Source organism: Pseudomonas sp. B21-035, from assembly GCF_024748945.1.
In the GTDB taxonomy this organism is placed as follows: Bacteria; Pseudomonadota; Gammaproteobacteria; order Pseudomonadales; family Pseudomonadaceae; genus Aquipseudomonas.
This window is the reverse complement of record NZ_CP087179.1, coordinates 3,664,271-3,689,425: the sequence shown is the minus strand read 5'-3', so window position 1 is coordinate 3,689,425 and position 25,155 is coordinate 3,664,271. Positions and strand designations below refer to the sequence as shown.

19 protein-coding genes and 1 pseudogene are annotated in these 25,155 nt (G+C 64.1%); 11 read left to right on the top strand and 9 right to left on the bottom strand.

Annotated features, from left to right (window positions below; all coding sequences use genetic code 11):
• The first annotated feature begins 71 nt into the window (after positions 1 to 71).
• Positions 72 to 824, top strand: coding sequence for a sulfite exporter TauE/SafE family protein (locus LOY22_RS16785; protein ID WP_258594085.1), 753 nt, complete (start codon positions 72 to 74; stop codon positions 822 to 824).
• 3 nt (positions 825 to 827) lie between these two features.
• Here LOY22_RS16785 and LOY22_RS16780 read toward each other — a convergent pair whose 3' ends face one another.
• Positions 828 to 2,165, bottom strand: coding sequence for a ferric reductase-like transmembrane domain-containing protein (locus LOY22_RS16780; RefSeq protein WP_258594083.1), 1,338 nt, complete (start codon positions 2,163 to 2,165; stop codon positions 828 to 830).
• Between the two features lie 293 nt (positions 2,166 to 2,458).
• Here LOY22_RS16780 and LOY22_RS16775 point away from each other — a divergent pair, with 293 nt between their 5' ends.
• Positions 2,459 to 2,791, top strand: a complete 333-nt coding sequence (locus LOY22_RS16775) for a hypothetical protein (protein ID WP_249744419.1) — start codon at positions 2,459 to 2,461, stop codon at positions 2,789 to 2,791.
• Between the two features lie 72 nt (positions 2,792 to 2,863).
• Here the strand turns inward: LOY22_RS16775 and LOY22_RS27080 are convergent, their stop codons facing one another.
• From LOY22_RS27080 to LOY22_RS16760, 4 genes and pseudogenes are all read right to left on the bottom strand, one after another.
• Positions 2,864 to 3,619: a methyl-accepting chemotaxis protein gene (locus tag LOY22_RS27080; RefSeq protein WP_371128676.1), complete on the bottom strand. Its 756-nt coding sequence runs from the start codon at positions 3,617 to 3,619 to the stop codon at positions 2,864 to 2,866.
• A gap of 102 nt (positions 3,620 to 3,721) precedes the next feature.
• Positions 3,722 to 4,729 (bottom strand): annotated as a pseudogene (locus LOY22_RS27075) (HAMP domain-containing protein); the annotation flags it as partial.
• A gap of 336 nt (positions 4,730 to 5,065) precedes the next feature.
• Positions 5,066 to 6,454 (bottom strand): APC family permease, encoded by a 1,389-nt coding sequence (locus tag LOY22_RS16765; RefSeq protein WP_093381219.1) that lies wholly within the window; start codon positions 6,452 to 6,454, stop codon positions 5,066 to 5,068.
• A 271-nt stretch (positions 6,455 to 6,725) separates the two neighbouring features.
• Positions 6,726 to 8,144 (bottom strand): PLP-dependent aminotransferase family protein, encoded by a 1,419-nt coding sequence (locus LOY22_RS16760; protein WP_093381222.1) that lies wholly within the window; start codon positions 8,142 to 8,144, stop codon positions 6,726 to 6,728.
• A 445-nt stretch (positions 8,145 to 8,589) separates the two neighbouring features.
• Here LOY22_RS16760 and LOY22_RS16755 point away from each other — a divergent pair, with 445 nt between their 5' ends.
• Positions 8,590 to 10,008: an amino acid permease gene (locus tag LOY22_RS16755; RefSeq protein WP_045194356.1), complete on the top strand. Its 1,419-nt coding sequence runs from the start codon at positions 8,590 to 8,592 to the stop codon at positions 10,006 to 10,008.
• Between the two features lie 96 nt (positions 10,009 to 10,104).
• On the opposite strand, the gene LOY22_RS16750 is transcribed toward LOY22_RS16755, so the two are convergent.
• Positions 10,105 to 10,998, bottom strand: coding sequence for a LysR family transcriptional regulator (locus LOY22_RS16750; protein ID WP_371128644.1), 894 nt, complete (start codon positions 10,996 to 10,998; stop codon positions 10,105 to 10,107).
• Positions 10,999 to 11,094: 96 nt separating this feature from the next.
• On the opposite strand from LOY22_RS16750, the gene LOY22_RS16745 reads away from it, so the two are divergent.
• The 5 genes from LOY22_RS16745 to LOY22_RS16725 are packed head-to-tail and all read left to right on the top strand — an operon-like array spanning position 11,095 to position 16,924.
• Entirely contained in the window at positions 11,095 to 12,333 is a 1,239-nt protein-coding gene (locus LOY22_RS16745; RefSeq protein WP_258594078.1) for a 3-hydroxyacyl-CoA dehydrogenase, read from the top strand.
• Positions 12,330 to 14,093, top strand: coding sequence for an acyl-CoA dehydrogenase C-terminal domain-containing protein (locus LOY22_RS16740; RefSeq protein ID WP_258594076.1), 1,764 nt, complete (start codon positions 12,330 to 12,332; stop codon positions 14,091 to 14,093). Before LOY22_RS16745 ends, LOY22_RS16740 begins: the two co-directional genes overlap by 4 nt.
• Before the next feature lie 39 nt (positions 14,094 to 14,132).
• A complete protein-coding gene (locus LOY22_RS16735; protein WP_258594074.1) occupies positions 14,133 to 15,296 on the top strand; it encodes an iron-containing alcohol dehydrogenase in 1,164 nt (387 codons plus the stop codon).
• Complete coding sequence (locus tag LOY22_RS16730; protein ID WP_258594072.1) at positions 15,296 to 15,724, top strand: thioesterase family protein; 429 nt, start codon at positions 15,296 to 15,298, stop codon at positions 15,722 to 15,724. Before LOY22_RS16735 ends, LOY22_RS16730 begins: the two co-directional genes overlap by 1 nt.
• 15 nt (positions 15,725 to 15,739) lie before the next feature.
• Positions 15,740 to 16,924, top strand: coding sequence for an acetyl-CoA C-acyltransferase (locus LOY22_RS16725; protein ID WP_093381239.1), 1,185 nt, complete (start codon positions 15,740 to 15,742; stop codon positions 16,922 to 16,924).
• 5 nt (positions 16,925 to 16,929) lie between these two features.
• On the opposite strand, the gene LOY22_RS16720 is transcribed toward LOY22_RS16725, so the two are convergent.
• On the bottom strand, positions 16,930 to 17,940 hold the full coding sequence (locus LOY22_RS16720; protein ID WP_213603894.1) for an AraC family transcriptional regulator: 1,011 nt from the start codon (positions 17,938 to 17,940) through the stop codon (positions 16,930 to 16,932).
• Complete coding sequence (locus LOY22_RS16715) at positions 17,937 to 18,860, bottom strand: LysR family transcriptional regulator (RefSeq protein WP_258594069.1); 924 nt, start codon at positions 18,858 to 18,860, stop codon at positions 17,937 to 17,939. The genes LOY22_RS16720 and LOY22_RS16715 overlap by 4 nt, the downstream gene beginning before the upstream one ends.
• Positions 18,861 to 18,954: 94 nt before the next feature.
• Between LOY22_RS16715 and LOY22_RS16710 the strand changes: the two genes are divergently transcribed.
• The 3 genes from LOY22_RS16710 to LOY22_RS16700 all read left to right on the top strand — a co-directional run bounded on the left by LOY22_RS16710 (position 18,955) and on the right by LOY22_RS16700 (position 23,034).
• Positions 18,955 to 19,791 carry an AraC family transcriptional regulator gene (locus LOY22_RS16710; protein WP_093381243.1) on the top strand — a complete coding sequence of 279 codons (837 nt, stop codon included), beginning with the start codon at positions 18,955 to 18,957 and terminating at the stop codon, positions 19,789 to 19,791.
• Between the two features lie 109 nt (positions 19,792 to 19,900).
• Positions 19,901 to 21,682, top strand: coding sequence for a DUF1302 domain-containing protein (locus LOY22_RS16705; RefSeq protein ID WP_258594066.1), 1,782 nt, complete (start codon positions 19,901 to 19,903; stop codon positions 21,680 to 21,682).
• Between the two features lie 14 nt (positions 21,683 to 21,696).
• Entirely contained in the window at positions 21,697 to 23,034 is a 1,338-nt protein-coding gene (locus LOY22_RS16700; RefSeq protein WP_258594064.1) for a DUF1329 domain-containing protein, read from the top strand.
• A gap of 96 nt (positions 23,035 to 23,130) precedes the next feature.
• Here LOY22_RS16700 and LOY22_RS16695 read toward each other — a convergent pair whose 3' ends face one another.
• Positions 23,131 to 25,107: an alkyl/aryl-sulfatase gene (locus tag LOY22_RS16695; protein WP_093381252.1), complete on the bottom strand. Its 1,977-nt coding sequence runs from the start codon at positions 25,105 to 25,107 to the stop codon at positions 23,131 to 23,133.
• Positions 25,108 to 25,155: the final 48 nt, after the last annotated feature.

The window sequence follows — 25,155 nt, the reverse complement described above, 5'->3', positions numbered from 1 at the left end:
GACCGCTCCCACTGTAATAGCATGTGTGCCAGTTCTGATTCTCCGTCATCACGAAAAGGACGCCACTCCTCATGGACCCTCTTTACCTGATCGCCCTCGGCGCCATGGTCGCCGGCTTTGTCCAGGGCCTGTCGGGCTTTGCCTTCGGCATGGTCGCGATGTCGTTCTGGGCCTGGAGCCTGGAGCCGCAGGTGGCGGCGGTGTTGACGGTGTTCGGCGGGCTGACCGGGCAGTTGATTGCGGCGTTCAGCATGCGCCGGGGCTTTCGCTGGGGATTGTTGTGGCCGTTTGTGCTGGGCGGGCTGGCGGGCATTCCCATGGGGGTGTGGGTGTTGCCTTACCTGGATATGCTCTGGTTCAAGGCGGTGTTCGGCACCTTGCTGGTGCTCTGGTGCCCGTTGATGTTGGCCGCACCGCGCTTGCCGCGGTTGCGCGGCGGGCGTCTGGCAGACGGGGTGGTGGGGATGGCGGGCGGGGCGCTGGGTGGCATCGGTGGTTTTACCGGTACGGTACCGACGCTGTGGTGCACGCTGCGCGGCTTTGATCGCGACGCGCAGCGAGCGGTAATCCAGAACTTCAATCTGTCGATGTTGATGGTGACCATGCTCACGTACCTGGGCACTGGCCTGGTGACCCCGTCGATGCTGCCGATGTTCGCGGTGGTGGCGCCGGCGATGCTGCTGCCGACGCTGATCGGTACGCGGGTGTACATCGGCATCAGCGAGGTGACCTTCCGCCGGTTGGTACTGGGCCTGTTGACCCTGTCCGGGGTGGCGATGCTGGTGGCGGCCGTGCCCGGGTTGCTGGCGCGCCACGTGCTCTGATCGTCAGCGCATCTGGAACAACTCCTGGTGGAAGTCTTTCGGCTTCAGCCCATGGGCTACCAGGTCGTCACGCAGGGCCTGGCCAAAGTCCGCAGGCCCGCAGTACCAGAAACTCGCCTGCTGCCAGTCGGCAACTTCCTTGCGCAGGCGTTCGCCACTGAGCCGGCCATTTTGGCCAGACACACACAGGTGCAAACGCACGCCGGCAGCGGCCGCGTCGGCGCGCAGGTTGTCGATGGCGTCGGCAGCATCCGCGCCGCACGGGTGGAACAGGTCGATACTGTGTTGCCGGTCCGGCTCCAGCGCCAGTTGCTTGAGCCGGGCCACGAAGGGCGTGATGCCAATGCCGGCCCCGATCCAGACCTGCCGTGGCTTTTGGTCTTCGAAGGTGAAGCAGCCGTAGGGGCCTTCTACCGTCACCGGGTCGCCTTCTTTCAGCCGCGTTGGCAGCCTACGGGTGTGGTCGCCCAGGCCTTTGGTGATAAAGCGCAGTTGCGCCGCTTGCGGGTCCCAGGCCGAGGCGATGGTGTACGGGTGCGGCCCCTCCGACTCGGATGAGGTCACAAAAGCAAACTGGCCAGCCTGGTGCCCGGGCCAGCCCGCTTGCAGGGCAATATGGGTTTCCAGCAGGTTCGCCTGCGGGTAGTGGATCAGGGTCTGGATCTGACCCTGGACCTTGCGCTGCTTGCCGATGCGCTTGAACAGTGCCTGGAGCGCCGCCAGCGTGCCGCCGACCAGCAGCAGTGCGGTGACGATGCCGATGGGTTGCAGCCAGTAGTCGAACTTGAGCAGCACCACGGTGTGAAACACCAGCACCAGATAGAGCGCAGCCAGCACCGTGTGGGTCTTGGCAAACCAGTGGTACGGGAAGCGCTTGACCAGGGCCAGGATGATCAGCACGCCGATGGCGTAGAACGCCCATTCCCCCAGGGTTTCAGCCAGGCCGCGCTGGCTGCGCAGCGCCTGCTCGATCGCGCCGAGTTCCGGCGCCGCGCCGCCGCCCTTGGCCGGCTTGACCAGCCAACCCCAGCCAACCGCCCACTTGGTGCCCTTGGCCCAGACCCAGTGCACGCTGGCGAATATCAGGGCGCTGATGCCGAGCCATTTGTGCAGCCGGTACATCTTGTCGAGCCCGCCCAGCAGCGGTTCCGGGCGGCGCGGGCGCACGGCCAGCATCATCGCCACGCTCATGGCGGCGATGGCGATGACGCCGGTGTATTGCACCAGCACTGAACGTAGCGAGAAGTAAGTCAGTGGGGTGGGCACAAAGGTATCTGCCAGTGCCCATAGCAGGGTCAAGCCGATGAACAACGACCACAACACTATCTTGATGCGCTTCAACTCTACTCTCCACCGTGAATGGTGTAGACATTCTCGGCATTAAACGGGCAGTTGCGGGCATCTGTTGATAAGTTAACTAGTTAAATATTGATATAGATCAATCAGTTAGCGATTAAGGTGAGATTTTTCGCTGGACTTTGCTGTGAACGTTACTCATTACGCCTTTAGCGGATCGCCACCGGGTTGATAGTCGACGGGGACAATCAGCTTTGCCCTGGGAGCACGGATGGCCGGGTTTTGCTGAGCTATGGCAACGCTGATAGCATTCGGCCATATTCTACGGAGGGAATGCTGTGGCACGTTGTTTTTACGGGCGGCTAGGGTTGGCCCTGGTACTGGTGTTGGCGGCGTCCACGGCGTTGGCGGGCAACACGCCTTGCTCCGGGCGCAAGGGGGGGATTGCTGGATGTGATGGCGATCTGTTTTTGTGTAATGACGGGTCGATCAGTGCTTCTAAGAAAAGTTGCTCGGCGACCATGGGTGGCAGGGCGGCTCGGCCCGCGCTACAGCCGTTGCGCGGGGCAAGTGAGGGCTGTGGCTGTGGGACCGGGAGCTTCTGCACGGGGCCGCGGGGTGGGGTGTACTGCCTGACGCCCAGTGGCAAGAAGAGTTATCGGCGGCGGTGAGATCGTGCATTGGCTGCTGGTCTCATCGCGGGTCAAGTCGAGTCGTCGCACCGCCGCTCCCACAGGGGAGCGCTACACCCGGAACATCTGCATCAACCCCTGCTGATGATTGGCCAGGCGGTTCAGCGCCTGGCTGATCTGCGCCGATTCTTGCGCCTGCCCCGACAGCGACTCGGTCACGTCGCGAATCCCCGCTACGTTGCGGTTCACTTCTTCGGCCACCGCGCTTTGCTCTTCGGCCGCCGAGGCGATCTGCAGGTTCATGTCGGTGATCACCGTCACCGCTTCGCCAATTCGCTGCAGCGCCGGTAGCGCCTGTTCGGCCTGGGCGACGCTGTCCTGGGCCTGGCGGTGGCTGCTGTGCATGGTGTCGACCACTTCGCGGGTGCCTTGTTGCAGGCCTTCGATCACCACGCGGATTTCGTCCACCGAGTCCTGGGTGCGTTTGGCCAGGTTGCGCACCTCATCGGCCACTACCGCAAAGCCGCGCCCGGCCTCGCCAGCGCGGGCCGCTTCGATGGCGGCGTTGAGGGCCAGCAGGTTGGTCTGCTCGGCGATGGCGCGGATCACTTCCAGCACCGAGCCGATCTGCTCGCTGCGGCTGGCCAGTTGCTGGACTTCTTGCATGCCGGCGGTCATTTCATTGGCCAGGCGTTCGATCGCCTGGGTGGTGTTGCGGATCATGCTCAGGCCTTCGCGGCTGGCAAGGTCGGCGCCGCGCGCAGCTTCGGCGGCTTGCGCGGCGTTGCGGGCGACATCCTGGGCGGTGGCGCTCATTTCCTGGGAGGCTGTGGCTACCTGGTCGACCTCGCGGTATTGCTGCTGCATGCCGGCGCTGGTCTGGCTGGCAATCGCCGCCGATTGGTCGGCGGTGCTGCGCGCATCCTGCACCGAGGCTTTGACGTCGGCAATCACCGGTTGCAGCTTGTCGAGGAAGCGGTTGAACCAGTGGGTCAATTCGCCGAGTTCGTCCTTGTTGGCGTAGTCCAGGCGCCGGGTCAGGTCGCCTTCGCCGCTGGCGATATCTTTGAGCATCGCCGCCACACTTAAAATCGGCCGGGTCACGCCACGGGCGGTCAGCCAGATCACCACCAGGCCCACCAAGGCCGCGGCCAGGGCCATCAGCAGGCTGCTGAGGTTGGCGCTGCTGTTGTGCGCGTCCAGGCGCGCGTTGAGTTCAATCGCCGGCGCTTGCAGCACCTGTTCGGGCACTTCCAGCAGCACGCTCCACGGTTGTGCGCCGGGCACCGGGGCGAACGACTGGCTGACCTGCAGCACGCCGTTGTCGCTGAACTCAGCCGCCTTGCCGGCGCGCATCTGCGCGGCCACGGCGCTGGCCTGCTGGCCGAACACTTGCTCGAATTTCTTGCTTAGCTGCGCGGCATCGCGGCTATGCCCGGCGAGCAAACCGGCGGGGCTGACGATGCTGACCTGGCCGTTGCCGTCGAACAGCTCCTTGCGCCCGTCCAGGCTCAGTTGCTGCAGGTTGTCGAGGCTGATGTCCAGGCCCATGACGCCGACGATCTTGCCGTCCTGCTTGAGCGGGAAGGCGATGCTGGTCATCAATGGCGTACGGTCGCCGACGCTGTCGAAGTACGGATCGACTACACAGGCTTCACCGGTTTCCAGCGGGCAGGTGAGCCAGCGGTTGTAGGCCGAGCCGTTGGCCGACAGGCTGGTGTCGGCAAGCATCGACTCGGGCATGGCTTCAGACTCCAGCTCGCCGGGCTTGGGCTGCGACCAGTACAGCGAGAAGCGTCCGTTCTCGTTGCTGCCGACCGCGGCCTGATCGCTGAAGGCGCTGTCCTTGCCGTCCAGGGCGTTGGGCAGGAACACCAGGTACAGGCCGAGCAGGTCGGGGTTCTTGCCCAAGGCCTTGCGGGTCTGTTCGGTCAGGTCGTGGCGCAGGTTGTCGTTGCCCTGGGCCTTCAAGAACATCACCAGTTGCGCGACGCCATCGCCATACAGGTACGCATCGCGAAAGTAACGCTGGATATTCGCTGCCTGCAGCTGGGCCGAGGTGTGCAGGCGCAGCCGTGCGTTGTGGTCGAGCATCTGCGTGTTGGCAGTGTTGACCAGCGCGGCGCTGCGGCTCGACTGCATCAGCGTGGCCGCCATCAGCACCACCACGATGGCCAGCAGGCACAGGCCGGCGAGCAAAGTGATCTTCCATTGAATCAGCAGGCGGCGCAGCAGCATGAGGGCGTCCTTGTTCTGTCGGGTTGTTGAATGCACAAAGCCCGTCAGTATCGACGGGCTGTTTCCTACGGGCAGTTACTCGGCAATGAAGCTGGGCGGTGCGACCCTGAAGGCTTTGGTCAGGTACGCCAGGTACAACACCCCCAGCGTCGCCCACACCCCGCCGAACAGCAGCGAGTGGCTGTCCAGGTCCAGCCAGAGGATGGCGATGATACAAAAGCCGATGGTCGGCACCACCAGGTACTTGAGCTTGTCCAGCCAGGTCTTGTTGCAGCCTTCGCGCAGGTAGCAGTGCACGATCACCGAGAGGTTGACGAAGCTGAAGGCCACCAGCGCGCCGAAGTTGATCACCGAGGTGGCGGTCACCAGGTCGAAGAAGATCGCCGACAGCGAGATCAGCCCGACGATGGCGATGTTGATCACCGGGGTTTTCCATTTGCCGTGCAGGCGGCCGAAGTAGCGCCGCGGGATGACGTTGTCGCGGCCCATGACGTACAACAGGCGCGACACACTGGCTTGCGAAGCCAGGCCCGAGGCCAGGGTGTTGATGAAGGTGCAGCAGATGAAGATCGACTGGAACAGCTTGCCGCCGACATACAGGGCGATTTCCGGCAGGGCCGCTTCGTGGTCCTGGAACCGGTCCATGGTCGGGAAAAACGCCTGGATGTAGTAGGACACGACGATGAACACCAGGCCGCCGATCAAAGCAATCAGGAAGATCGCCCGTGGGATGACTTTCTGCGCGTTCTCGGTTTCTTCCGACAGGGTGGTCACCGCATCGAAACCCAGGAACGAGAAGCAGAGGATGGTGGCGCCGGCGACCAGGGCGTTGAAGTGCGTGCCTTGATCGGCAAACGGCAGCAGGCTCCACGAAGTGCCGAGTCCTTCGCCGCTGTGCAGGCCGCGTATGGTGAGGTAGATGAACACGCCGATGATCAGCGCCTGGATGGCGACGAACAAGGTATTGAAGTTGGCCACCAGGTTGATGCTGCGCATGTTGATCAGGCTCATCACCGTGACGAAGCCCACCACCCAGACCCAGGCCGGCACCTCGGGGAACATCACCGACAGGTAGAGCTTGGCCAGCAGGGCGTTGACCATCGGCAGCAGCAGGTAATCGAGCAGCGACGACCAGCCGACCAGAAAGCCCACGTGCGGGTTGATTGCCCGGCGCGTGTAGGTATAGGCCGAACCAGACTCGGGAAAGCGCCGAACCAGCACGCCATAACTGACCGCGGTGAAGAGGATGCCCAGCAGCGCCAGGACGTAGGCGCTGGGCACATGCCCATTGGTGATGCCGGAGACGATGCCGAAGGTATCGAACACGGTCATCGGGGCGATGTAGGCCAGGCCAATGATGACCACTTGCCAGAGTTTCAGGGTCTTTTTGAAGTGTGCGTCCGCTGCGGAGTCGAGAACCGTTCCTGTGTTCTGCTGGTGTGCTGCACGCGAAGAGACTGGCATGGATGGCGCTTGCCCGTAGGGTTTGAAATTATTTTTATGAAGGTGAGGCAGGGAGGGAAAATAAGAAGAGTGACAGAGGTGTGTCAATTAAATTTTTACAAGAAATTTCTGGTTGGTACGGTGCGGGGTTCGAAAAAGCGATCTGTGTGGCTCTATGGCGGGGTTTATGGGTAAGAGTGCGTGTTGAATAAAATAGACGCTGAGCTTTGTGTTTTTCAAAGTAATCGATTTATATCGATTACCTTGTCGCCATCGCGGGGCAAGCCCGCTCCTACTGACGCCGCCCATGCTTGACCAGCAACTTCTCAAGTTTCTCCCACAACGCCGCGTCGGTACTGAACGCCACGTTGAAGCGCATCCACCCGGTCGCTTGTGAGTCGACCATGAACAACTGCCCGGGGCCGAGCATGATGCCTTGCTCCAGGGCGTCGTCGACCAGCGCCGCGCTGTCGGCGATGGCCGGGTGGCGGGTCCACAGGTACATGCCTTCATCGCCTTCGATAAAGCGCTCGAAACCCAGCCGCGTGAGCTGTTCGCTGACCTGCTGCTGCGCATCGGCCAGGCGCTGGCGCAGGCGTTTGAGGTGCTTACGCCAGCGGCCGTCGGTGATGGCCGCGTACACCACCCGTTCCATCACCTGCGAGGTGGTCAGGCCCGAACGCATTTTCAGTTGCAGCAGTTGCTGCATCAGTTCAGGGTTGGCCAGCATGAAACCGACCCGCACATTCGGCGAGATGCTCTTCGAGTAGCTGCCGACGTACACCACCTGCTGTAGATGATCGAGGCTGGTCAGGCACGGCAGCGGCTCGTTGATCATGTCGGCGTAGAGGTTGTTTTCCACCAGGCGAAAGCCGTGGCGCGCAGCCAGTTGCAGCAGGCGGTGCAGTTGCGCCAGCGGCGTGCGCGAGGCGGTCGGGCTGTGCAGGTGCGGCTGGGTGAAGAACACCGTCGGCCGGTGGTGTTCGAGCAGCCGTTCGAGGTGGTCGAGGTCGTAGCCGTTGGGCGTGCGCGGTACGCCCAGAAGGGTCGCGCCCTGAAAGCGCAAAATGCTCATCAGGTTGGGGTAGCCGGGGTCGTCCACCAGCACCACGTCGCCCGGGCGCACCAGGGTGCGCACGGCCAGGTCCAGGGCCTGGCTGGCGCCGTGGGTGAGCATCAGCTGGTTGGGGTTGGCGACGATGCGCAGGTCCTGCTGCAGGTTCTGCGCGGTGAGGGTGCGCAGTTCCAGCAGGCCCATGGGGTCGCCGTAGCCGCTCAGTTCCAGCACGCTGCTGGCGACCTGGCGCATGCCCCGGCGCAGGCCGTCTTCGAACATCCAGTCGTTGGGCAGCCAGCCGCAGCCGGGCTTGAACGCAAGCTGGCGGCTTTCGAAGATTTGCTGCAGGTACCACTCGGAGTTGAATTCCGGCTTGCCCGGCGCCGGCTCACTGGCCTGGCTTTCGATCAGCTCCACGGCCGAGCGGTTGACGAAGAACCCGGCATTGCCGCGGCTGACCAGCAAACCCTGGGCGACCAGGCGGTCGTAGGCTTCGACCACGGTGAATGTACTGACCGAATAGGTGGCGGCGAAGGCCCGGATCGAGGGCACCTTGGCACCGGGTTTGAGGGTCTGGTTCTCGATCAACTCCCGCAGCCCGTTGATGATCTGGTTGACCAGCGGGGGCGATGCGTCGGGTCGTAATTCAAGCATGGGGAAGCTGTGCCTTCAGGTGTGCGTAACGCCGGGCGCCTGCAGGAAAACGCGGTGTACTGCATCGGCGGCCTGTACAGTGCAGTGGATTTTTCATCGCGCTGTGCATGGCTCTATGTGTCGGACATTTTTACATTAGGGGTCTGTTATCGCTAGCTAAAGCACGTTGAAGCAGTATGAATAATCACAATGACACACATGCTTTCACCCTTGGGCACCGCCCAACCGCTCCTTGCGCACAGGTGGCACTGACCCGCCATCGCGCCATTGCACCGTTCAATCCGACCAGAGGTAATCCGCTGGCCCTGTGAGCAGCGTCGCCGACCCATGACCTGGGCCGGGCGATTGCGGCTGCCCGCACCTTTACCGATTCGAATGGGTGAGACCGCTGTAGCAGGCGGTGTCACGAGTTTCCTTGCATAAAAAGAACACGAGGTAGCTACTGATGGACGCAACATCCACATCCACTTCCACAGCGAAGGTGGAGCACGAGAGCAAGCTCAGCGCTTCGCTCAAGTCTCGCCACCTGACCATGATGTCGATCGCCGGGGTTATCGGCGGGGCATTGTTCGTCGGCTCCGGCAGTGTGATTCACAGCGCCGGCCCCGCGGCCATCCTGGCCTACCTGGCCGGCGGCATCCTGGTGGTGCTGATCATGCGCATGCTCGGTGAAATGGCGACTTCATCGCCCGACACCGGCTCGTTCTCCACCTACGCCGAGCGCGCCATCGGCCGCTGGGCGGGCTTTACCATCGGCTGGTTGTACTGGTGGTTCTGGGTGATTTTGATGGCCTGGGAAGCCTACGTCGCCGGCAAGATTCTGCACGGCTGGTTCCCGTCGATCAGCGTCAACGTGTTCGTCCTGGCCACCACCCTGGTGCTGATCAGCGTCAACTTCTTCAACGTCAAGCACTACGGCGAGTTCGAGTTCTGGTTCGCCTTGATAAAGGTGGTGGCGATCATCTGTTTCCTGGTGGTCTGCGGGTTGGCGGTAGTCAACCTGTGGCCCACCGGTGAAGTCCACGGCCTGAGCAACCTCACCGCCCAAGGCTTCATGCCCAACGGCATGGAGGCGGTGGTGGTGGCCATGCTCGGGGTGATGTTCGCCTTCCTCGGCGCCGAAATCGTCACCATTGCTGCCGCCGAGTCGAAGAACCCGTCCGAGCAGATCGTCAAGGCGACCAACTCGGTGGTCTGGCGGGTGTGCCTGTTCTACGTCGGCTCGATCTTCCTGATCGTCGCCCTGGTGCCGTGGAACGACCCGCTGATGGGCACCTCGGGCTACGGCTCGTACCGTCGTACCCTGGAGCTGCTGGGTATTCCGGGTGCGGAATTTGTGATGAACTTCGTGGTGCTGACTTCGGTAAGCAGCTGCCTGATCTCGGCGCACTACACCGCCTCGCGCATGCTGTTCTCGCTGTCGACCCGTGGTGATGCACCGTCGTTCTTCAAGATCACCCGTGCCGGTACCGGCGTGCCGGTGTTCTCGATCATCGGCTCGTGCTCGGTGGCGGTGTTCGTGGCCCTGATCAACTTCAGCGAAACCCTGCGCCCGAAAGATGTGCTCGACGTGCTGATGAACACCACCGGCATGATCGCCTTGCTGGTGTACCTGGTGATCGCCTTCTCGCAACTGAAGATGCGCCGCAAGCTCGAAGCCGAGGGCAAGCCGATCCGCCTGAAAATGTGGCTGTTCCCGTGGCTGACCTACCTGGTGATCGTGTTCATCATCGGCTGCCTGGTAACCATGGCCTTTGTCCCGGACTACCAGGTGCTGGTGTTCTCCACCGGTGCGGCGGCGATTGTCGTGGCCCTGATGGGCGCGGTATTGCACGTGCGGGCGGCGAAAAAAGCGCTGTCCTGAAGCACCCGATCGCGGGTCAAGCCCGCTCCCACAGGTTATACAAACCTCCTGTGGGAGCGGCGGTGCGGCGACCCGACTTGACCCGCGATTTGGCCCTCAAGTTACCCGCAAAATCTCCCCCACCAACCAGCCCAGCGCCCGGTCCTGCCCGCGCTGGGCCAGGTGTACCAGCTCAAGCTCGAACGCCTCCAGCGCAAACGGCAAGTCATGCAGCTGCAACGGCAGCAGCGTGGCGAAGTGACGTGCCAGTTGCGTCGGCAGCACCACGCACAAGTCCGACGCCGCCACCAGGTGCGCCGCCTGCAGGTAGTTGGGCGTGGTGTAGACGATCTGCCGCGCCAGGCCTTGTTCCCCCAGCCATTGATCGACCATGCCGCGAGTCTGCCCGCCATGCACCCAGAGGTGGCGCAGGCGCAGGAAGGTGTCCAGATCCAGTGCGCCGTTCACCAGCGGATGATCCTGGCGCAGGGCAATCTGCAAGGTCTCGTTGCGCCAGTGATGACGGGCAAAGCGCGCCGGAATCTCGTCGAAGCGCCCCAGCACCAGGTCCAGCTGGCCACGGTCGAGGGCATCCACCGGCAGGCTTGGCGCCAGCGGGGCGATGTCCAGGCGCAGGTTCGGCGCGCGCTCCTGCAGGCGGCGCAGCAGGCCGGGCATGCACAGCTGTTCGACGAAGTCGGTCATGGCAATGCGAAAGGTCTGCCGGCTCAGGTGCGGGTCGAAGCTTTCACCGACATTCAGCGTTTGCTCGATCTGCTGCAGCGCCGAGCGGATCGGGCCTTCCAGGGCCAGGGCCTTGGGCGTCGGTTGCATGCGCCGGCCGATGCGCACCAGCAGCGGGTCGTCGAGCAGTTCGCGCAGGCGCGCCAGGGCATTGCTCACCGTCGGCTGGCTGAGGGCCAGGCGCTCGGCGGCGCGTGAGACATTCTGCTCGCGCAGCAGCACGTCGAGGATGCGCAGCAGGTTGAGGTCGAAGGTAGATATATTCATATTGCAAATATCACACATATGAAAATGAAATTTCTCAAATAGTAGGCAGCTGCTTAGGGTGTCGGCAATCCTTCTTTTCGACTTAGGGGTGCCGGTGTGAGCAACGACTTCGATGTGCAGCAGGCCGCAGTGATAGGGGCGGGGACCATGGGCCGGGGGATTGTCATCAGCCTGGCCAGTGCCGGCATTCCGGTGTTGTGGCTCGATGCCAGCGCGCAGATGGTCAGCGCCGGCCTGAAGATGGCTGCCGACACCTGGGCCCATCAGGTGGTCAAGGGCCGTATCAGCCAGGCGCAGGCCGAACAGAACCTGGCGCGCATTCGGCCGGTGGACGACTACGCAGCGCTGGCCGATGTCGACCTGGTGATCGAGGCGGTGTACGAGAACCTCGAGCTCAAGCAGGAAATCTTCCGCACCCTGGACCGTACCCTCAAGCCCGGCGCGATCCTCGCCAGCAACACCTCGGCGCTGGATATCGACGCCATTGCCGCCGTCACCCAGCGCCCGCAGCAGGTACTGGGCCTGCACTTTTTCAGCCCTGCGCACATCATGAAGCTGCTGGAAATCGTTCGCGGCCAGCACACCTCGGCGGCCGTGCTCGAGCAGGCCAAAATCTTGGGCCAGCGCCTGGGCAAGATCGCCGTGGTGGCTGGCAACTGCCGCGGCTTTATCGGCAACCGCATGCTTAAAACCTATGCCGACGAGGCGCGCAAGATGCTCCTCGAAGGCGCGCTGCCCCAGCAGGTCGATGGCGCCTTGCAGGCGTTCGGTTTTGCCATGGGCCCGTTTCGCATGTACGACGTGGTGGGTGTCGACCTTGAATGGCGCGCGCGCCAATTGGCCGGGCAGGGGATGGACAGCCCGCTGGTGCAGGTCGATAACGCCCTGTGCGAGCTCGGCCGCTTCGGTCAGAAGGCCGGTCGTGGTTACTACCAGTACGCCGAGGGCAGCCGCGAGGCCGAGCACGACCCAGAGGTCGATGCCCTGATCGAGCGTGTTTCTGCCGGCCTGGGCTATCGCCGCCGGCTGATCAGCGCCCCGGAAATCGTCGAGCGCAGCCTGCTGGCGCTGGTCAACGAAGGGGCGAAGATCCTCGAAGAGAACATTGCCGCCAACAGCCACGACATCGATCGGGTCTACCTCAATGGCTACGGCTTCCCGGCCGCGGTTGGCGGGCCGATGCACTGGGCTGACAGCCAGGGCCTGGCGTCGATCCAGGAACGTCTGGAGCGCCTGCAGCGCATGCTGGGTGAACATTGGCGGCCAGCGCCGCTGATTGCCCGCTTGGTCGCCGCCGGCAAAGACTTTGCTGTTGTCCAGGAGGGCCGGGCATGAGCTATCAGGCACCGCTGCGCGATATGCGGTTCGTGCTGCACGAGCTGTTCGATGTCAGTGGCCATTGCCAGCAACTGGGCAACGGCCTGGACCGCGAGACCATCGATGGCGTACTCGAGGAGGGCGCTCGTTTTGCCGCCGAAGTGGTCGCACCGCTGAACCGTAACAGCGACGAGCAGGGGTGTCGTTTGCACGACGGTCAGGTGACCACGCCCGATGGCTTTCGCCAGGCCTACAAACGCTACGTCGAGCAGGGCTGGGCGAGCATGACCGGGCCGCTGGATTTCGGCGGCCAGGGTTTTCCACAAATGGTTTCGGCCAGTTTTCACGAGATGCTGATGGCCGCGTCGCTGTCTTTTCGCATCTACTCCGGGCTCACCGAAGGCACGGTGCTGGCGCTGGATCGCCATGGCAGCGCCGCGCTCAAGGAGCGCTACCTGGCGCAACTGGTCAGCGGCGAATGGACCGGCACCATGTGCCTTACCGAGCCCCAGGCCGGCACCGACCTGGCCCTGTTGCGCACCCGCGCCATGCCCCAGGCCGACGGCAGCTACCAGCTCAGTGGCAGCAAGATTTTCATCAGCGGCGGCGAGCAGGACCTGAGCGCCAACATCATCCACCTGGTGCTGGCGCGTTTGCCCGACGCACCGCCCGGGGTCAAGGGCATCAGCCTGTTCCTGGTGCCCAAGCGGCTGGTCAACGCCGACGGCACCCTCGGCGCGCGCAACGCTTTGAGTTGCGGCGCGCTGGAACACAAGATGGGTATCAAGGGCGCTTCCACCTGTGTGATGAACTTCGACGGCGCCAGCGGCTGGCTGGTGGGCGAGGCCAACCAGGGCCTGGCCTGCATGTTCACCATGATGAACGACGCGCGTTTTCAGGTCGGCCTGCAGGGCCTGGGCATTGCCGAGGCGGCGTTCCAGGGGGGGCTGGTGTATGCCCGCGAGCGCTTGCAGTCGCGGGCCATCAGCGGCGCCAGGGCGCCGAACAAAGCCGCCGACCCGATCATTGTCCACCCCGATGTGCGGCGCATGCTGCTGACCCAGAAGACCCTCAGCGAAGGCTGCCGCATGCTCGCCGCCTACACCGCGCGCCAGCTCGATCTTGAACACCATTGCAGTGCTGCAAAACGTCGCGCCGCCTTGCTGATCCCGATCGTCAAAGCCTTCTTCACCGACTGCGGCCAGGAAGTCGCCAGCCTTGGCGTGCAGCTCTACGGCGGTCATGGCTTTATCCGCGAGTGGGGCATGGAGCAGTTGATGCGCGACAGCCGCATCACCCAGCTGTACGAGGGCACCAACGGCATCCAGGCCCTGGACCTGGTTCGGCGCAAGCTGCTCGGCGATGGCGGCAGTGAGCTCAATGCACTGATCGATGAGTTGGCAACGCAGGTGGCCCAGGCTAGCCGTCAGGCGCAGATGGCCGAGCGGGTAGGGCAGTGCCTGCAGCAGTGGCGGGCGCTGGGCGAGTCGGTGTTGCAGGCCTGCCGCCACGACCCGGAAGAGATCGGCGCGGTGTCGGTGGATTTTCTCGCCTACTCGGCCTATGTGTTGTTGGCGGCCTTGTGGCTGCAAGCGGCAGAGCGCGCCAGCGCGGCCGTGGCGGCCGGCAGCAGCGAGGCGGCGTTCTACCAGGCCAAGCTGCAGGCGGCGGACTTTTACCTGCGCAGAGTCTTGCCGCGTGCTGGCGCCCACCGTGAAGCCTTGCTGGCCGGTGCTGGTTGCCTGATGAGCCTGCCGGAGGCCGATTTCGCTTTCTGATTTACCTGCGGGCATCACAACAACAACGAGGGACGCCGCATGCACTCATTCAGTTTTGCTACCACCGCGCAGATCCTCTGCGAAGCCGGCGCCGCCTTGCGCCTGGCCAGCCTGTGCCGCGAGCGGGGGGCGCGGGCGGTGTTGATCGTCACCGACCCGGGCATTGCCCGCCTGGGTTTGCTCGAGCCACTGTTGCCCGCTTTTGCCCAGCAAGGCCTGGCCGTAGAGGTGTTCGACCAGGTGCAGGCCGACCCGCCGCAAGCCTGTGTGCTGGAGGTGGTGCTGCAGGCGCGGGCGATGCACGCCGACCTGATCGTCGGCTTTGGCGGCGGCAGCTCCATGGACGTCGCCAAGCTGGTGGCGCTGCTGGCGCACCCGCAATGCCAGCAACTGCTCAGCGATATCTATGGCGTCGACCAGGCCCGTGGCCGGCGCTTGCCGTTGATCCAGGTACCGACCACCGCCGGCACCGGTTCGGAAGTCACCCCGATTGCCATCGTCACCACTGGCGAGCACAGCAAGATGGGCGTGGTCTCCAACCTGTTGCTGCCCGACCTTGCGCTGCTCGACGCCGACCTGACCCTCGGCCTGCCGCCAGCCGTTACCGCTGCGACCGGCATCGACGCCATGGTTCATGCCATCGAAGCCTACACCAGCAAGCTCAAGCGCAACCCGTTGTCCAACCTGCTGGCCCGCGAGGCGTTGAAGTTGCTGGCGGGCAATCTTGACCAGGCGGTGCACAACGCCAGCAACCGCGAGGCGCGCCAGTCCATGCTGCTGGGCGCGTGCCTGGCCGGTCAGGCGTTTGCCAACGCGCCGGTGGCGGCGGTGCATGCGCTGGCCTATCCGCTGGGCGGGCATTTTCATATCCCCCACGGGCTGTCCAACGCCCTGGTGCTGCCCCATGTGCTGCGCTTCAACGCTGAAGCGGCGGCGCCCCTGTATGCCGAGCTGGCGCCGCTGCTGCTGGGTGAGCGCCTGCGCGCCGGCGATGTGCACAGCCTCACCGCGCAGTTGATCGATGAGCTGGCGGAACTGAGCCCGCGCTGCGGCCTGCCGAGCCGTTTGCGCGATGCCGGTGTGCCTGAGGGCAGCCTCGAACAGCTGGCGCGCGATGCCATGCAACAGCAACGCCTGCTGGTCAACAACCCGCGCGAGCTCAGTGAAGCCGATGCCCTGGCGATTTATCGGGAGGCGTTCTGATGGAGCAGCTCGGGCGCGAGGCCTTTCGTCACTTCCAGCCGATCACCACGCGCTGGCACGACAACGACGTCTATGGCCACGTCAACAACGTCGTTTACTACAGCTTTTTCGACAGCGCGGTGAACAGCTACCTGATCGAGCACGGCGGGCTGGATATCCACCAGGGTGAAGTGATTGCCTTGGTGGTCAATTCCAGCTGCGACTACTTCGCCTCGATCGCCTTTCCCGAGCGCATCGAGGTCGGCCTGGCGGTGAGCAAGCTGGGCAACAGCTCGGTGCACTACCGCCTGGGCATCTTCAAGGCCGGGCAGCAGCAGGCCAGTGCAGTGGGGCGCTTTGTTCACGTATTTGTCGAGCGCGCCAGCAACCGTCCGCTAACCATCCCTGAACCCCTGCGGGCGGCATTGGGCCGTTTGCGTTGTGACTGACTGGAGTACATCGCCATGCAAGACGCCGTAATTGTCTCAACCGCGCGTACGCCGATAGCCAAGGCCTTTCGCGGCGCCTTCAATGACTTCAAGGCACCGTCGATGAGCGCCGTGGCCATTCGCGCGGCGGTCGAACGCGCCGCCATCGAGCCCGGCGAGATCGACGACCTGGTGCTAGGCACCGCCATGCAAAGCGGCACCGCTGCGACCAACCTGGCGCGCCTGTCGGTGCTGGCGGCAGGCTTGCCGCTGTCGGTCAGCGGCCAGACCATCGACCGCCAGTGCGCCTCGGGGCTGATGGCGATTTCGATTGCCGCCAAAGAGATCATGGTCGACGGCATGCAGGTGGTGATCGGCGCCGGCCAGGAGCAGATCAGCCTGGTGCAGAACGCCCATATGCAGGCCGCAGCGGCCGAGCAGGACGCAAGCGTAGTGCGCATGGCCGAGCATGCCTACATGCCCATGCTGCTCACTGCCGAGCTCGTCGCCAAGCGCTACGGCATCAGCCGCGAAGCCCAGGATGCCTATAGCCTGCAATCCCAGCAGCGCACGGCAGCAGCCCAGGCAGCGGGGCTGTTTGCCGATGAGGTCGTGCCGGTCAGCGTGCGCAAGAAAGTCGTCGACAAGCTCAGCGGGGCGATCAGCTACCAGGACGTGCAGCTGACCCAGGATGAAGGCAACCGCCCGCAAACCACTTTGGCGGGCCTGCAAAACCTGACGCCGGTGCGCGAAGGCGGCTGCATCACCGCCGGCAACGCCAGCCAGTTGTCTGACGGTGCCAGTGCCAGCGTGTTGATGAGCGGGACGCTGGCGGCGCGTAGCGGGGTCAGGCCGCTGGGCCTGTATCGCGGCATCGCCGTGGCCGGCCTGGCCCCCGAGGAGATGGGCATCGGCCCGGTGCTGGCGATCCCCAAGTTGCTGCGTCAGCACGGTTTGCGCGTCGATGACATCGGCCTGTGGGAAATCAACGAAGCCTTCGCCTGCCAGGTGCTGTATTGCGCACAGACCCTGGGCATCGACCCGGCGCGGCTCAACGTCAATGGTGGCGCCATCGCCATCGGCCACCCCTACGGCATGAGTGGCGCACGCATGGTCGGCCATGCCTTGCTCGAAGGCCGGCGCCGTGGCGTCAAGTACGTGGTGGTGAGTATGTGCGTGGGCGGCGGCATGGGCGCCGCCGGCTTGTTCGAAGTGCTCTGAAACCCTCAGCGCCCGCGATAGGCCCCGGGCGCGCAGGCGAACCAGCGCAGGCAGGCGCGGTGAAAACTCTGCACGTCGCTGTAGCCGAGCTGGTCGGCGATCTGCACCAACTCAAGCTCACTGCCGTGCAGCAGGTCTTCGGCGCGGTAGCGGCGGTATTCGTCCAATAGCTCGGTATAACTCCAGCCCAGTGCTTTCAGGCGCCGGGCCGCGGTGCGTTCGAGCAGGTGCTGGTGGCTGCAGAATGTCGCCCAGCGCTCGCTGTCGGCAAGGCTCACGGCCAGGTGGTCGCTGGCCAGTTCCAGCAGGGTCGGCTGGCTGTTGCGCTGGGTTTGTTGCAGCAGCTCCACCAGCAGCTGTTCCAGTGCCTGGTTGCCCGGCGTCAGCGCCTGTTCGAACACCTCTGGGTCAAGGCCGATGCTATGTTCGGCGTGGCCCCAGCTCACCGCCGTGCGCCAGGCGTGCGGATGCACGCGGGTGTCGGCCGGCGCCGGGTGGGCCAGCTCGATGGCGATGATCGGGTCCTGCTCCAGGCCGCTGGCCAGCAGTTTGCGGCGCAGCAGGCTGCACAGGCTGGTGAGCATGTAATCGGTGATCGGTGCTGTGGCCTTGAGGCTGCCGCAGTCCTGCAGGCGCAGGCTGACCTGGCCATTTTTACGCTCGATGCGGGCACGGAAATGGCCGTTGAAAAACGGAAAGTACTCGACAAAGTAGGCGCAGGCGCTGTCCAGCGAGGCGGCGACATCGAACAGGTAGGTCAGGCCGTTGGTGGCGGTGGAAACAAAACGCCGGCCGGCGGCCAGGCCGATAAAGGGGTCGTGGCTTTCGCTCAGGGCCAGGGTCCAGAAGCGCCGCGACAGCAGCAGCGGCACGCGCAGGAACGGCGTGCGCAACTCGAACAGGCTGCGGCGAAACACTGCCTCGATCAGCGTTTGGCTCACCCCGCGTTGCTGCAGTTCCTCGATGGCCGGCAGCAGGGTCGGGGCGTAGAAGGCATTGGGCGGCACGGGCTTCATGAGCGGCTCACCAGCAATTGTTGATCGACACTGAGGATAGCCGCGATCATCGCCTGCGCCGCGGGCGTCAGGCTGTCGCCGGCGCGGCTGACGATGCCGTACTGCAGCTGCAGGTTAGGGTCGTTGGCATCCACATCGACGAAGCTCAGCAGCTGGATCTCACCGGCCTCGACCCGTTCGTGCAGGGCTTCGGCGGTGGCCAGGCCAATGGCGTCCGAGCGCATCACCACCCGGCGAATGGCATCGAACTGCGCACATTCGACGCTGGTGACAAAGTCTTGGGTACCCTGGGCGCGGGCGAGGATCTTGCGGATCATCGGCGGGATGCGCGTGCCGGCGATCGGGTAGTCGAGCAGGGCCCTGAGGGTGAGCCCGGCGCGCGCGGCCAGCGGGTGCCCGGCCCGGCAGAAAAACCGCCCGCGCCGTGGCCGCAGCGCCTGCACCTGGTAGCGCGGGTCGTCCTTGAAGTAGCGCGAGTCGGCCACCAGGAACTCGATCTGCTGCTCCTTGAGCCAGCTGCCCAGTTGCTCCCAGTCGCCCTGGTGAAAGCGCGCGCGCACCAGCGGGTGGTCGTGAATGAACTGCGCCAGCGCCTCGGGCACCAGCAACTGGGCCGGGTAGGGGCCGCTGCCGAAACTCAGCTCGCCGCCTTCCAGGCCGTTGTATTGCAGCAGCTCGTTGTGCAGGTTCTGGCTGCTGGCCAGCAGGCGCCGGGCGTGTTGCAGCACCAGTTGGCCCTGGCCGGTCAGGCGAAATTCACGGCTGCCACGCTCGACCAGGGCGCAATCCAGATCGCGTTCCAGGGTCTGGATGCTGCGGCTGAAGGCCGGCTGGCTAAGGTTGACGGCATCGGCAGCGCGCACGAACCCGCGATAATCGGCCAGGGCCACGAAGTGGCGAAGTTGTCTAAGGTCCATCATGCGCCTCTTGCATGCTACGGATACTTTTTATGCATTTGATCGATAGTGTAGCCGCTGGCATAACTCAGGGCCTGATCATTTTGCGTGACCTGCCATGCTTGCTTCGCCCTATGTCTGCGCCGCCTTGACCCGCACCCTGGTCGCTCATGCCCAGGGCTGCGGGCTGCCTGTGAACCTGCTGTTGCAACGGGCCGGCATGGAGCCTGCGCAGTTGCACGGGCAAAGCCGGATAGGGGCGGCGCAGGTCGAGCAGCTGTTGCGCGAATGCGAGGCCGCTGGCGCCGGTCATGAGTTCGGTTGCGAGCTGGTCCCGGGCATGGCCACCCATTCGCTGCAGGGGTTGAACATCCTGCTCGACTCGGCCGCCACCGTCGGCGACAGCCTTGAGTGTTTTATCCGCTACCTGCCACTGGTGACCAACTGCCTGCTGGTCAGCCTGGAGGCGTCGAGCCTGCACCTGCGCCGCTATCAGCAGCAACCCCATCACTACATGCTCGACGCCGTGGTACTGAGCCTGGTGCGCAACATCGCCCGACGCGCCGGGCGCACGCCGGCGCAGGTGTTCACTCAGGTCAGCGTGCTACCGCAGCAGGCGGCAGGACGCTGGTTGCAGGGCTGGGGCGTGGCGGTGGTCAGTGGCCCATGGTTGAGCCTGCAACTGGCGCCGGGCGCGCTCGAACTGGCGTTGCCCGGTGCCAATGCTTTTCTGCACCAGGGCATGCTGCGCCAGTGGCAAGGCGCGGGCCTGGCCGAGGTACGCGAAGACAGCCTGCACCTGGCTCGCCACTGGCTGGCGGCGGGCGACCAGCCCATCGAGCGAATTGCCGAACGCCTCGGCTACCGCCAGCCGAGCAATTTCATCCGGGCCTTTCGCAAGCAGTTCGGGGTCACGCCCAAGCAGTTTCGCCTGAGCGGATTGCAACCGGCCTAGGGGCATTTTTCGCAACGCCTTGATGATCGTTTTTTGTCGTGCGCCGCTTGCGTGTGGCGGCGGGCGCTTGGGCATCTTGATCGGGCTTGATCCCTATTGGAGCTCGATAATGACAACAACAAGCTCAACCCCATCACCTTTGCTGCTGACCTTGTTGGCGGCCTGCGCAGTACCGGCACAGGCCGCCAGTTTCGACATCAATGAAGACTGGAGTTTCACCACCCGCAGCACCTTGAGCCTGGGCAGCAGCTGGTCGACCCAGAGCCCCGACCGCCACCTGATGACCCGCGCCAATGCCCTGCAGGCCCAGGGCGTGAACGCCGATGGCACGGGCGTGAGTGCCGACGACAACCGCCTGAACTTCAAGAAGGGCGACCCGATCTCGCAAACCTTCAAGGGCCTGACCGATTTCAGCCTCGACGGCCAGGGCCAGGGCGCCTTTGTGCGCCTGAAGTACTGGTACGACCATGCCTATGAAACCGGCGACGGCCACTTCAAGGATTTCGACGACAGCGGCTGGGATGACCTGGCCAGGTTCCAGGGCCTGCAAGTGCTCGACGCCTACCTGTGGAAAGACTTCGAGCTGGCCGGTCATCCGCTGAGTTTCAAGCTTGGCAAGCAGGTGCTGTCGTGGGGTGAGGCGCTGCTGATCCAGAACGGTATCAACGTCATCAACCCGCTGGACATCACCGCCTTCAACCGCCCCGGGGTCGAGATCAAGGAAGGCCAGCTGCCGGTGGAGATGCTCTCGTTCAGCTTCGGCGTATCTGACACTCTCAACCTTGAAGGTTTCTACCAGTACAACTGGCGCCCCAGCGTGCTCGATGGCTGCGGCACCTTCTTTGCCGGCAGCGATGTCATCCAGCCGGGCTGCGGGCCGCTGTACCTGGGCCAGGTGCTCACTGACCAGCAGATGCAGGCCAGCGGCCTGTACGCCAGTGCGCGTGGCAACGAGTCGCCGTCCGACAACGGCCAGTTCGGTTTTGCCCTGCGCCAGATGCTGCCGGCGCTCAATGATGCCGAGGCGGCGCTGTACTTCATCAACTACCACTCGCGCCTGCCGTACCTGACCCTCGATGCGCGCAACACCGCGCTGCCAGGGAATTTTCCCGGGGGCGGGCAGGGGCCTTCGTACGCTGCGGCCTTCCCCGAGAACATCCGCCTGTACGGGCTGAGCATCAACGGCGTCGAGCCCAACAGCGGCATATCGCTGGCGGCCGAACTCAGTTATCGGCCGAACATGCCGCTGAGTTTCAACGCCCCGGATGTCACCACCGCGGTGGTCTCCGGAGCGGCCGGCAACTCGTGGGTGCAGTTGCCCGAGGGCTTCAACATCCGCGCTGGCGATCGCCTGGATGGCTGGGAACGCAAAGGCGTGTGGCAACTGACCAGCTCGGCGACCCAGGCCATCGACAACGTGCTCGGCGCCACCCGCCTGAGCCTGTTCGGTGAAGTCGGCGTGGTGCATATCGACGGCCTCGGTGACGAGCGCCTGGGCCGCAATGCCGCCTTTGGCCGCAGCGCGCCGCGCAACGGCAGCACATGCAACAGCGTCGCCTCCGCAGTGACCAACCGCTACTGCACCGACAAGGGCTTTGCCACCGACTGGTCCTGGGGCTATCGCCTGCGCGCCAGCCTTGAATACAGCGATGTGTTGCCCGGCGTGAACCTGATTCCGGCGGTCAACTGGCGCCATGACGTCGAGGGTTATTCCTACGACCCGCTCGGGCCGTTCCAGGAAGGCCAGCAGGCCCTGGGCCTGAGTCTTACCGCCAACTACCTCAACGATTACAGCGTGGAGCTGGCTTACAACAGCTTCTTCGGTTCCAACCACTACAGCACCCTTGATGACCGTGATTTTGCCTCGGTCAGCTTCAAGGTCGATTTCTAAGGAGAACAATAAAAATGCGTATCCATCCCCTGTTGTTGGCCCTGACCTGCGTCAGCGCCCTGGCCCAGGCCAAGAGCACAGACCTCGGCCCGTTGGACAAGGCCCTCACACCCATGGGCTCGGAGCGCGCCGGCAATGCCGACGGCAGCATCCCGGCCTGGACCGGCGGCCTCGACAAAACCGCCGGCAGCCTCGATGGCAACGGCGGCTACAGTGACCCGTTCGCCAGTGAAAAGCCGCTGTTCACTATCACCGCGCAAAACCTCGGGCAGTACCAGAGTGCGCTCAGCCCCGGCCAGATAGCGATGTTCAAGCGCTACCCGGGCAGCTACCAGATGCCGGTGTACCCGACCCATCGCAGTGCGCGCTTGCCCGCTGCGATACTTGCCGACAGCCGCAGCAACGCCAGCAAGACCACTCTCGCCGATGGCGGCAACGGCCTGCACGACTACACACGCGGTATTCCATTCCTGCTGCCGACCGAAGGCATGGAGGTGATGTGGAACCACATGACCCGCTGGCGTGGTGGCAGCTTTGAGCGCTTCAGCAGTATTGCCCTGGTGCGTGAGAACGGTGCGGTCAGCTATATCCGCGCGCAGTCGCTGGTAAGTTTTGCCCAAGCGGTCACCGGCCTTGAGCCCAACGCCAATGTGCTGTTCATGTTCAAGAGCCGGGTGCTGGAGCCGGCGCGCCTGGCCGGCGAGACCGTGCTGGTGCACGAACCGCTCGACCAGGTCGTCGAGCCGCGTGCGGCCTGGCAATACCTGCCGGCGCAACGGCGAGTGCGACGGGCGCCGATGCTGGCTTATGACAACAGCGCGCGCTACAGCAACGGCCTGATCACCGCCGACAATATCGATGGCTTCAATGGCGCGCCGGACCGCTTTGACTGGAAGCTGATCGGCAAGCAGGAGTTGTACATTCCCTACAACAGCTATCGCCTGGGCAGCCGCGCCGTGAAGCTTGATGAACTGGTCAAGCCCAACCACATCAACCCGGCCTATACCCGCTATGAAAAGCATCGGGTCTGGGTGGTCGAAGCCACGCTCAAGCCCGGTGCCCGGCATATCTACAGCAAACGCAGGTTTTATCTGGACGAAGACAGCTGGCAGATCGCCCAGGTGGATCAGTACGACAGCCGTGGCGAGTTGTGGCGCAGCTCGGAGCTGCATGCGATCCAGCACTATGATCACGACTTTACCTACAACGTGCTGGAGACTTCGTACGACCTGATCTCCGGGCGTTATTACGCCGGTGGCTTGAGCAACGAAGAGAAGGCGCCGATGCGCGTAGGGTTTACTGCCAGGACTGACGATTACACCCCTTCGCAATTGCGCCGCTGGGCCAAGTAGCACACGAGCCCTGCGGGCTCTATCGCCGGCAGGCCGGCTTCCACAGGTGCGGTGTACTCAGACCTGTGGTAGCTGGCTTGCCAGCGATGAGGGCCCTCAAGGCGTAACGATATTGAACTGCGGGCTGAAGCTGTCGAGGGTGCCCAGCAGTTCGGCGATTTTCTTGCCGTTGCCTTCGACCTTGATCAGGCCTTTTTGCATCGCCGTCGGGAAGTCCAGTTGCTTGAGGCTGATCTGTTCAAGGGTCGCCTTGTTCATGCTCAAGCTGGCATCGGCCTTGGGGTTCAGGCCCGCGCGGTGGGTCAGCACGCCATTGCGCAAGGTCAGGTTGTAGGCCTGGTCCGGGTCGGTAAAGCTCCAGTTCAGGTTCAGGTCATGGCCCACCGCCTTGTCGACATCGACGCGCACCGCCATGTAGTCGAAGAACATGTCCGCGGTCAGCGCCCGCACCATGTCCACCGACACCGAACTGCCCGCCTGGCTCGGCGGGCCATCGCGCAGTTCCATGGCACCGGTCAGGTACATGTTGCGCCAGGTGGCGTTCTCGCTCTGGTAACCGAGCTGTTCCAGCGCTTGCGCCTGAGTGCTGCGCGCCTGGGCGTTGTCGGGCTCGGCAAACAGCAGCTGGTTGCCCAGTTGCACCGCCCAGCGGTACTCGCCCTTGTCCATCGCCGCATGCACCTTGGCCAGCACCGCCTCGCCGCCGCCCATGGCCTGGACATAGTGCCGGGCGCTCTCGACCGGCGGCAGCGGGTTGAGGTTGGCCGGGTTGCCGTCGTAAAAGCCCATGTAGCGCTGGTACACCGCCCGCGCGTTGAAGCTCAGCGAGCCGTAGTAACCACGGGCGTACCACTTGTTCGCCAGCTCCCCGGGCAGGGTCTGCATGTTCTGCGCGATTTCCATCGGCGTCAGGCCCTGGTTGAGCAAGTGCAAGGTGCGGTCGTTGAGGAAGGCATACATGTCGCGCTGGTCGGCGATCAGCGTACGCACTTGCTCTGCGCCCCAGGTCGGCCAGTTGTGCTGGCCGAACAGCACCTCGGTCTTGTCGCCGTAACGGCTCAGGCTGGCGTCCAGGTACTGCGACCAGGCCTTGGCGTCACGTACCTGGGCGCCGCGCGGGGTGAGAATGTTGTGCAGGGTCTGCACCGCGTTTTCGGCAATGCCCAGGGCCTTGAACTGCGGCAGGTACAGGTTCATTTCCGCTGGCGCTTCGGTGCCTGGGGTCAGCTGGAACTCCAGTTCGATACCGGCCACGGTGCGGGTCTCGTAGGGCTTGCTGATCAGCTCGGTGGGTTCGATCAGGGTGATGGTGCCACCGGTGGTCAAGCCCTTGCCGATCCCGGTGTCGACCTGGCCCTGGGGCCCGCGCGGCAGGTACAGGCCGAACTGGTACTGGGCGCGCCGGCTCATGGCGTTGCCGGCATAGACGTTCTCGCTCATCACGTGTTCCATGAAGCCGCTGGGGGCGAACACCTTGACCTTGCCGGCCTTGACGTCGGCCTCGTCGATGACCCCGCGCACGCCGCCAAAATGGTCGGTGTGGCTGTGGCTGTAGATCACCGCCACCACCGGTTTTTGCGGGCGGTTCTGGTAGTACAGCTGCAGCGCGGCGCGGGCGGTTTCGGCGGTGGTCAGCGGGTCGATGATGATCAGCCCGTCGTCGCCTTCGATGATCGTCATGTTGGCCAGGTCCAGGCCGCGCACCTGGTACAAACGTGGCGCGACCTCGAACAAGCCGGCATGGGCGTTGAGCTGTGCCAGGCGCCAGAGGCTGGGGTTGACGCTGTCGGGGCTGTCTTGGGCGGCGAGAAATTTGTAGTCCTCAAGGCTCCATACCGGCTTGCCGGCGGCATCGCTGATCTTGCCGGTGAACGGCGCAACCAGGCCACGGGTAGCGGCCTGGTAATCGGCGCGGTCGGCAAACGGCAGTTGGCTCAGCACAGCGGCATTGCTGCTGCGCGTCGGTTCGCTGGCGCTGGCCGGGGCCTGGGCGGCGTGCAGGGGCTGGCTCAGGCACCACGCTGTGATCAGGCAGGCCAGGCGGGTACGTGGGTGCAGGGTTGGGAAGGGCATGGCAACTCCATTTTTTGTCGTTATGGCACACCCTTTCGAGCCTAAGGC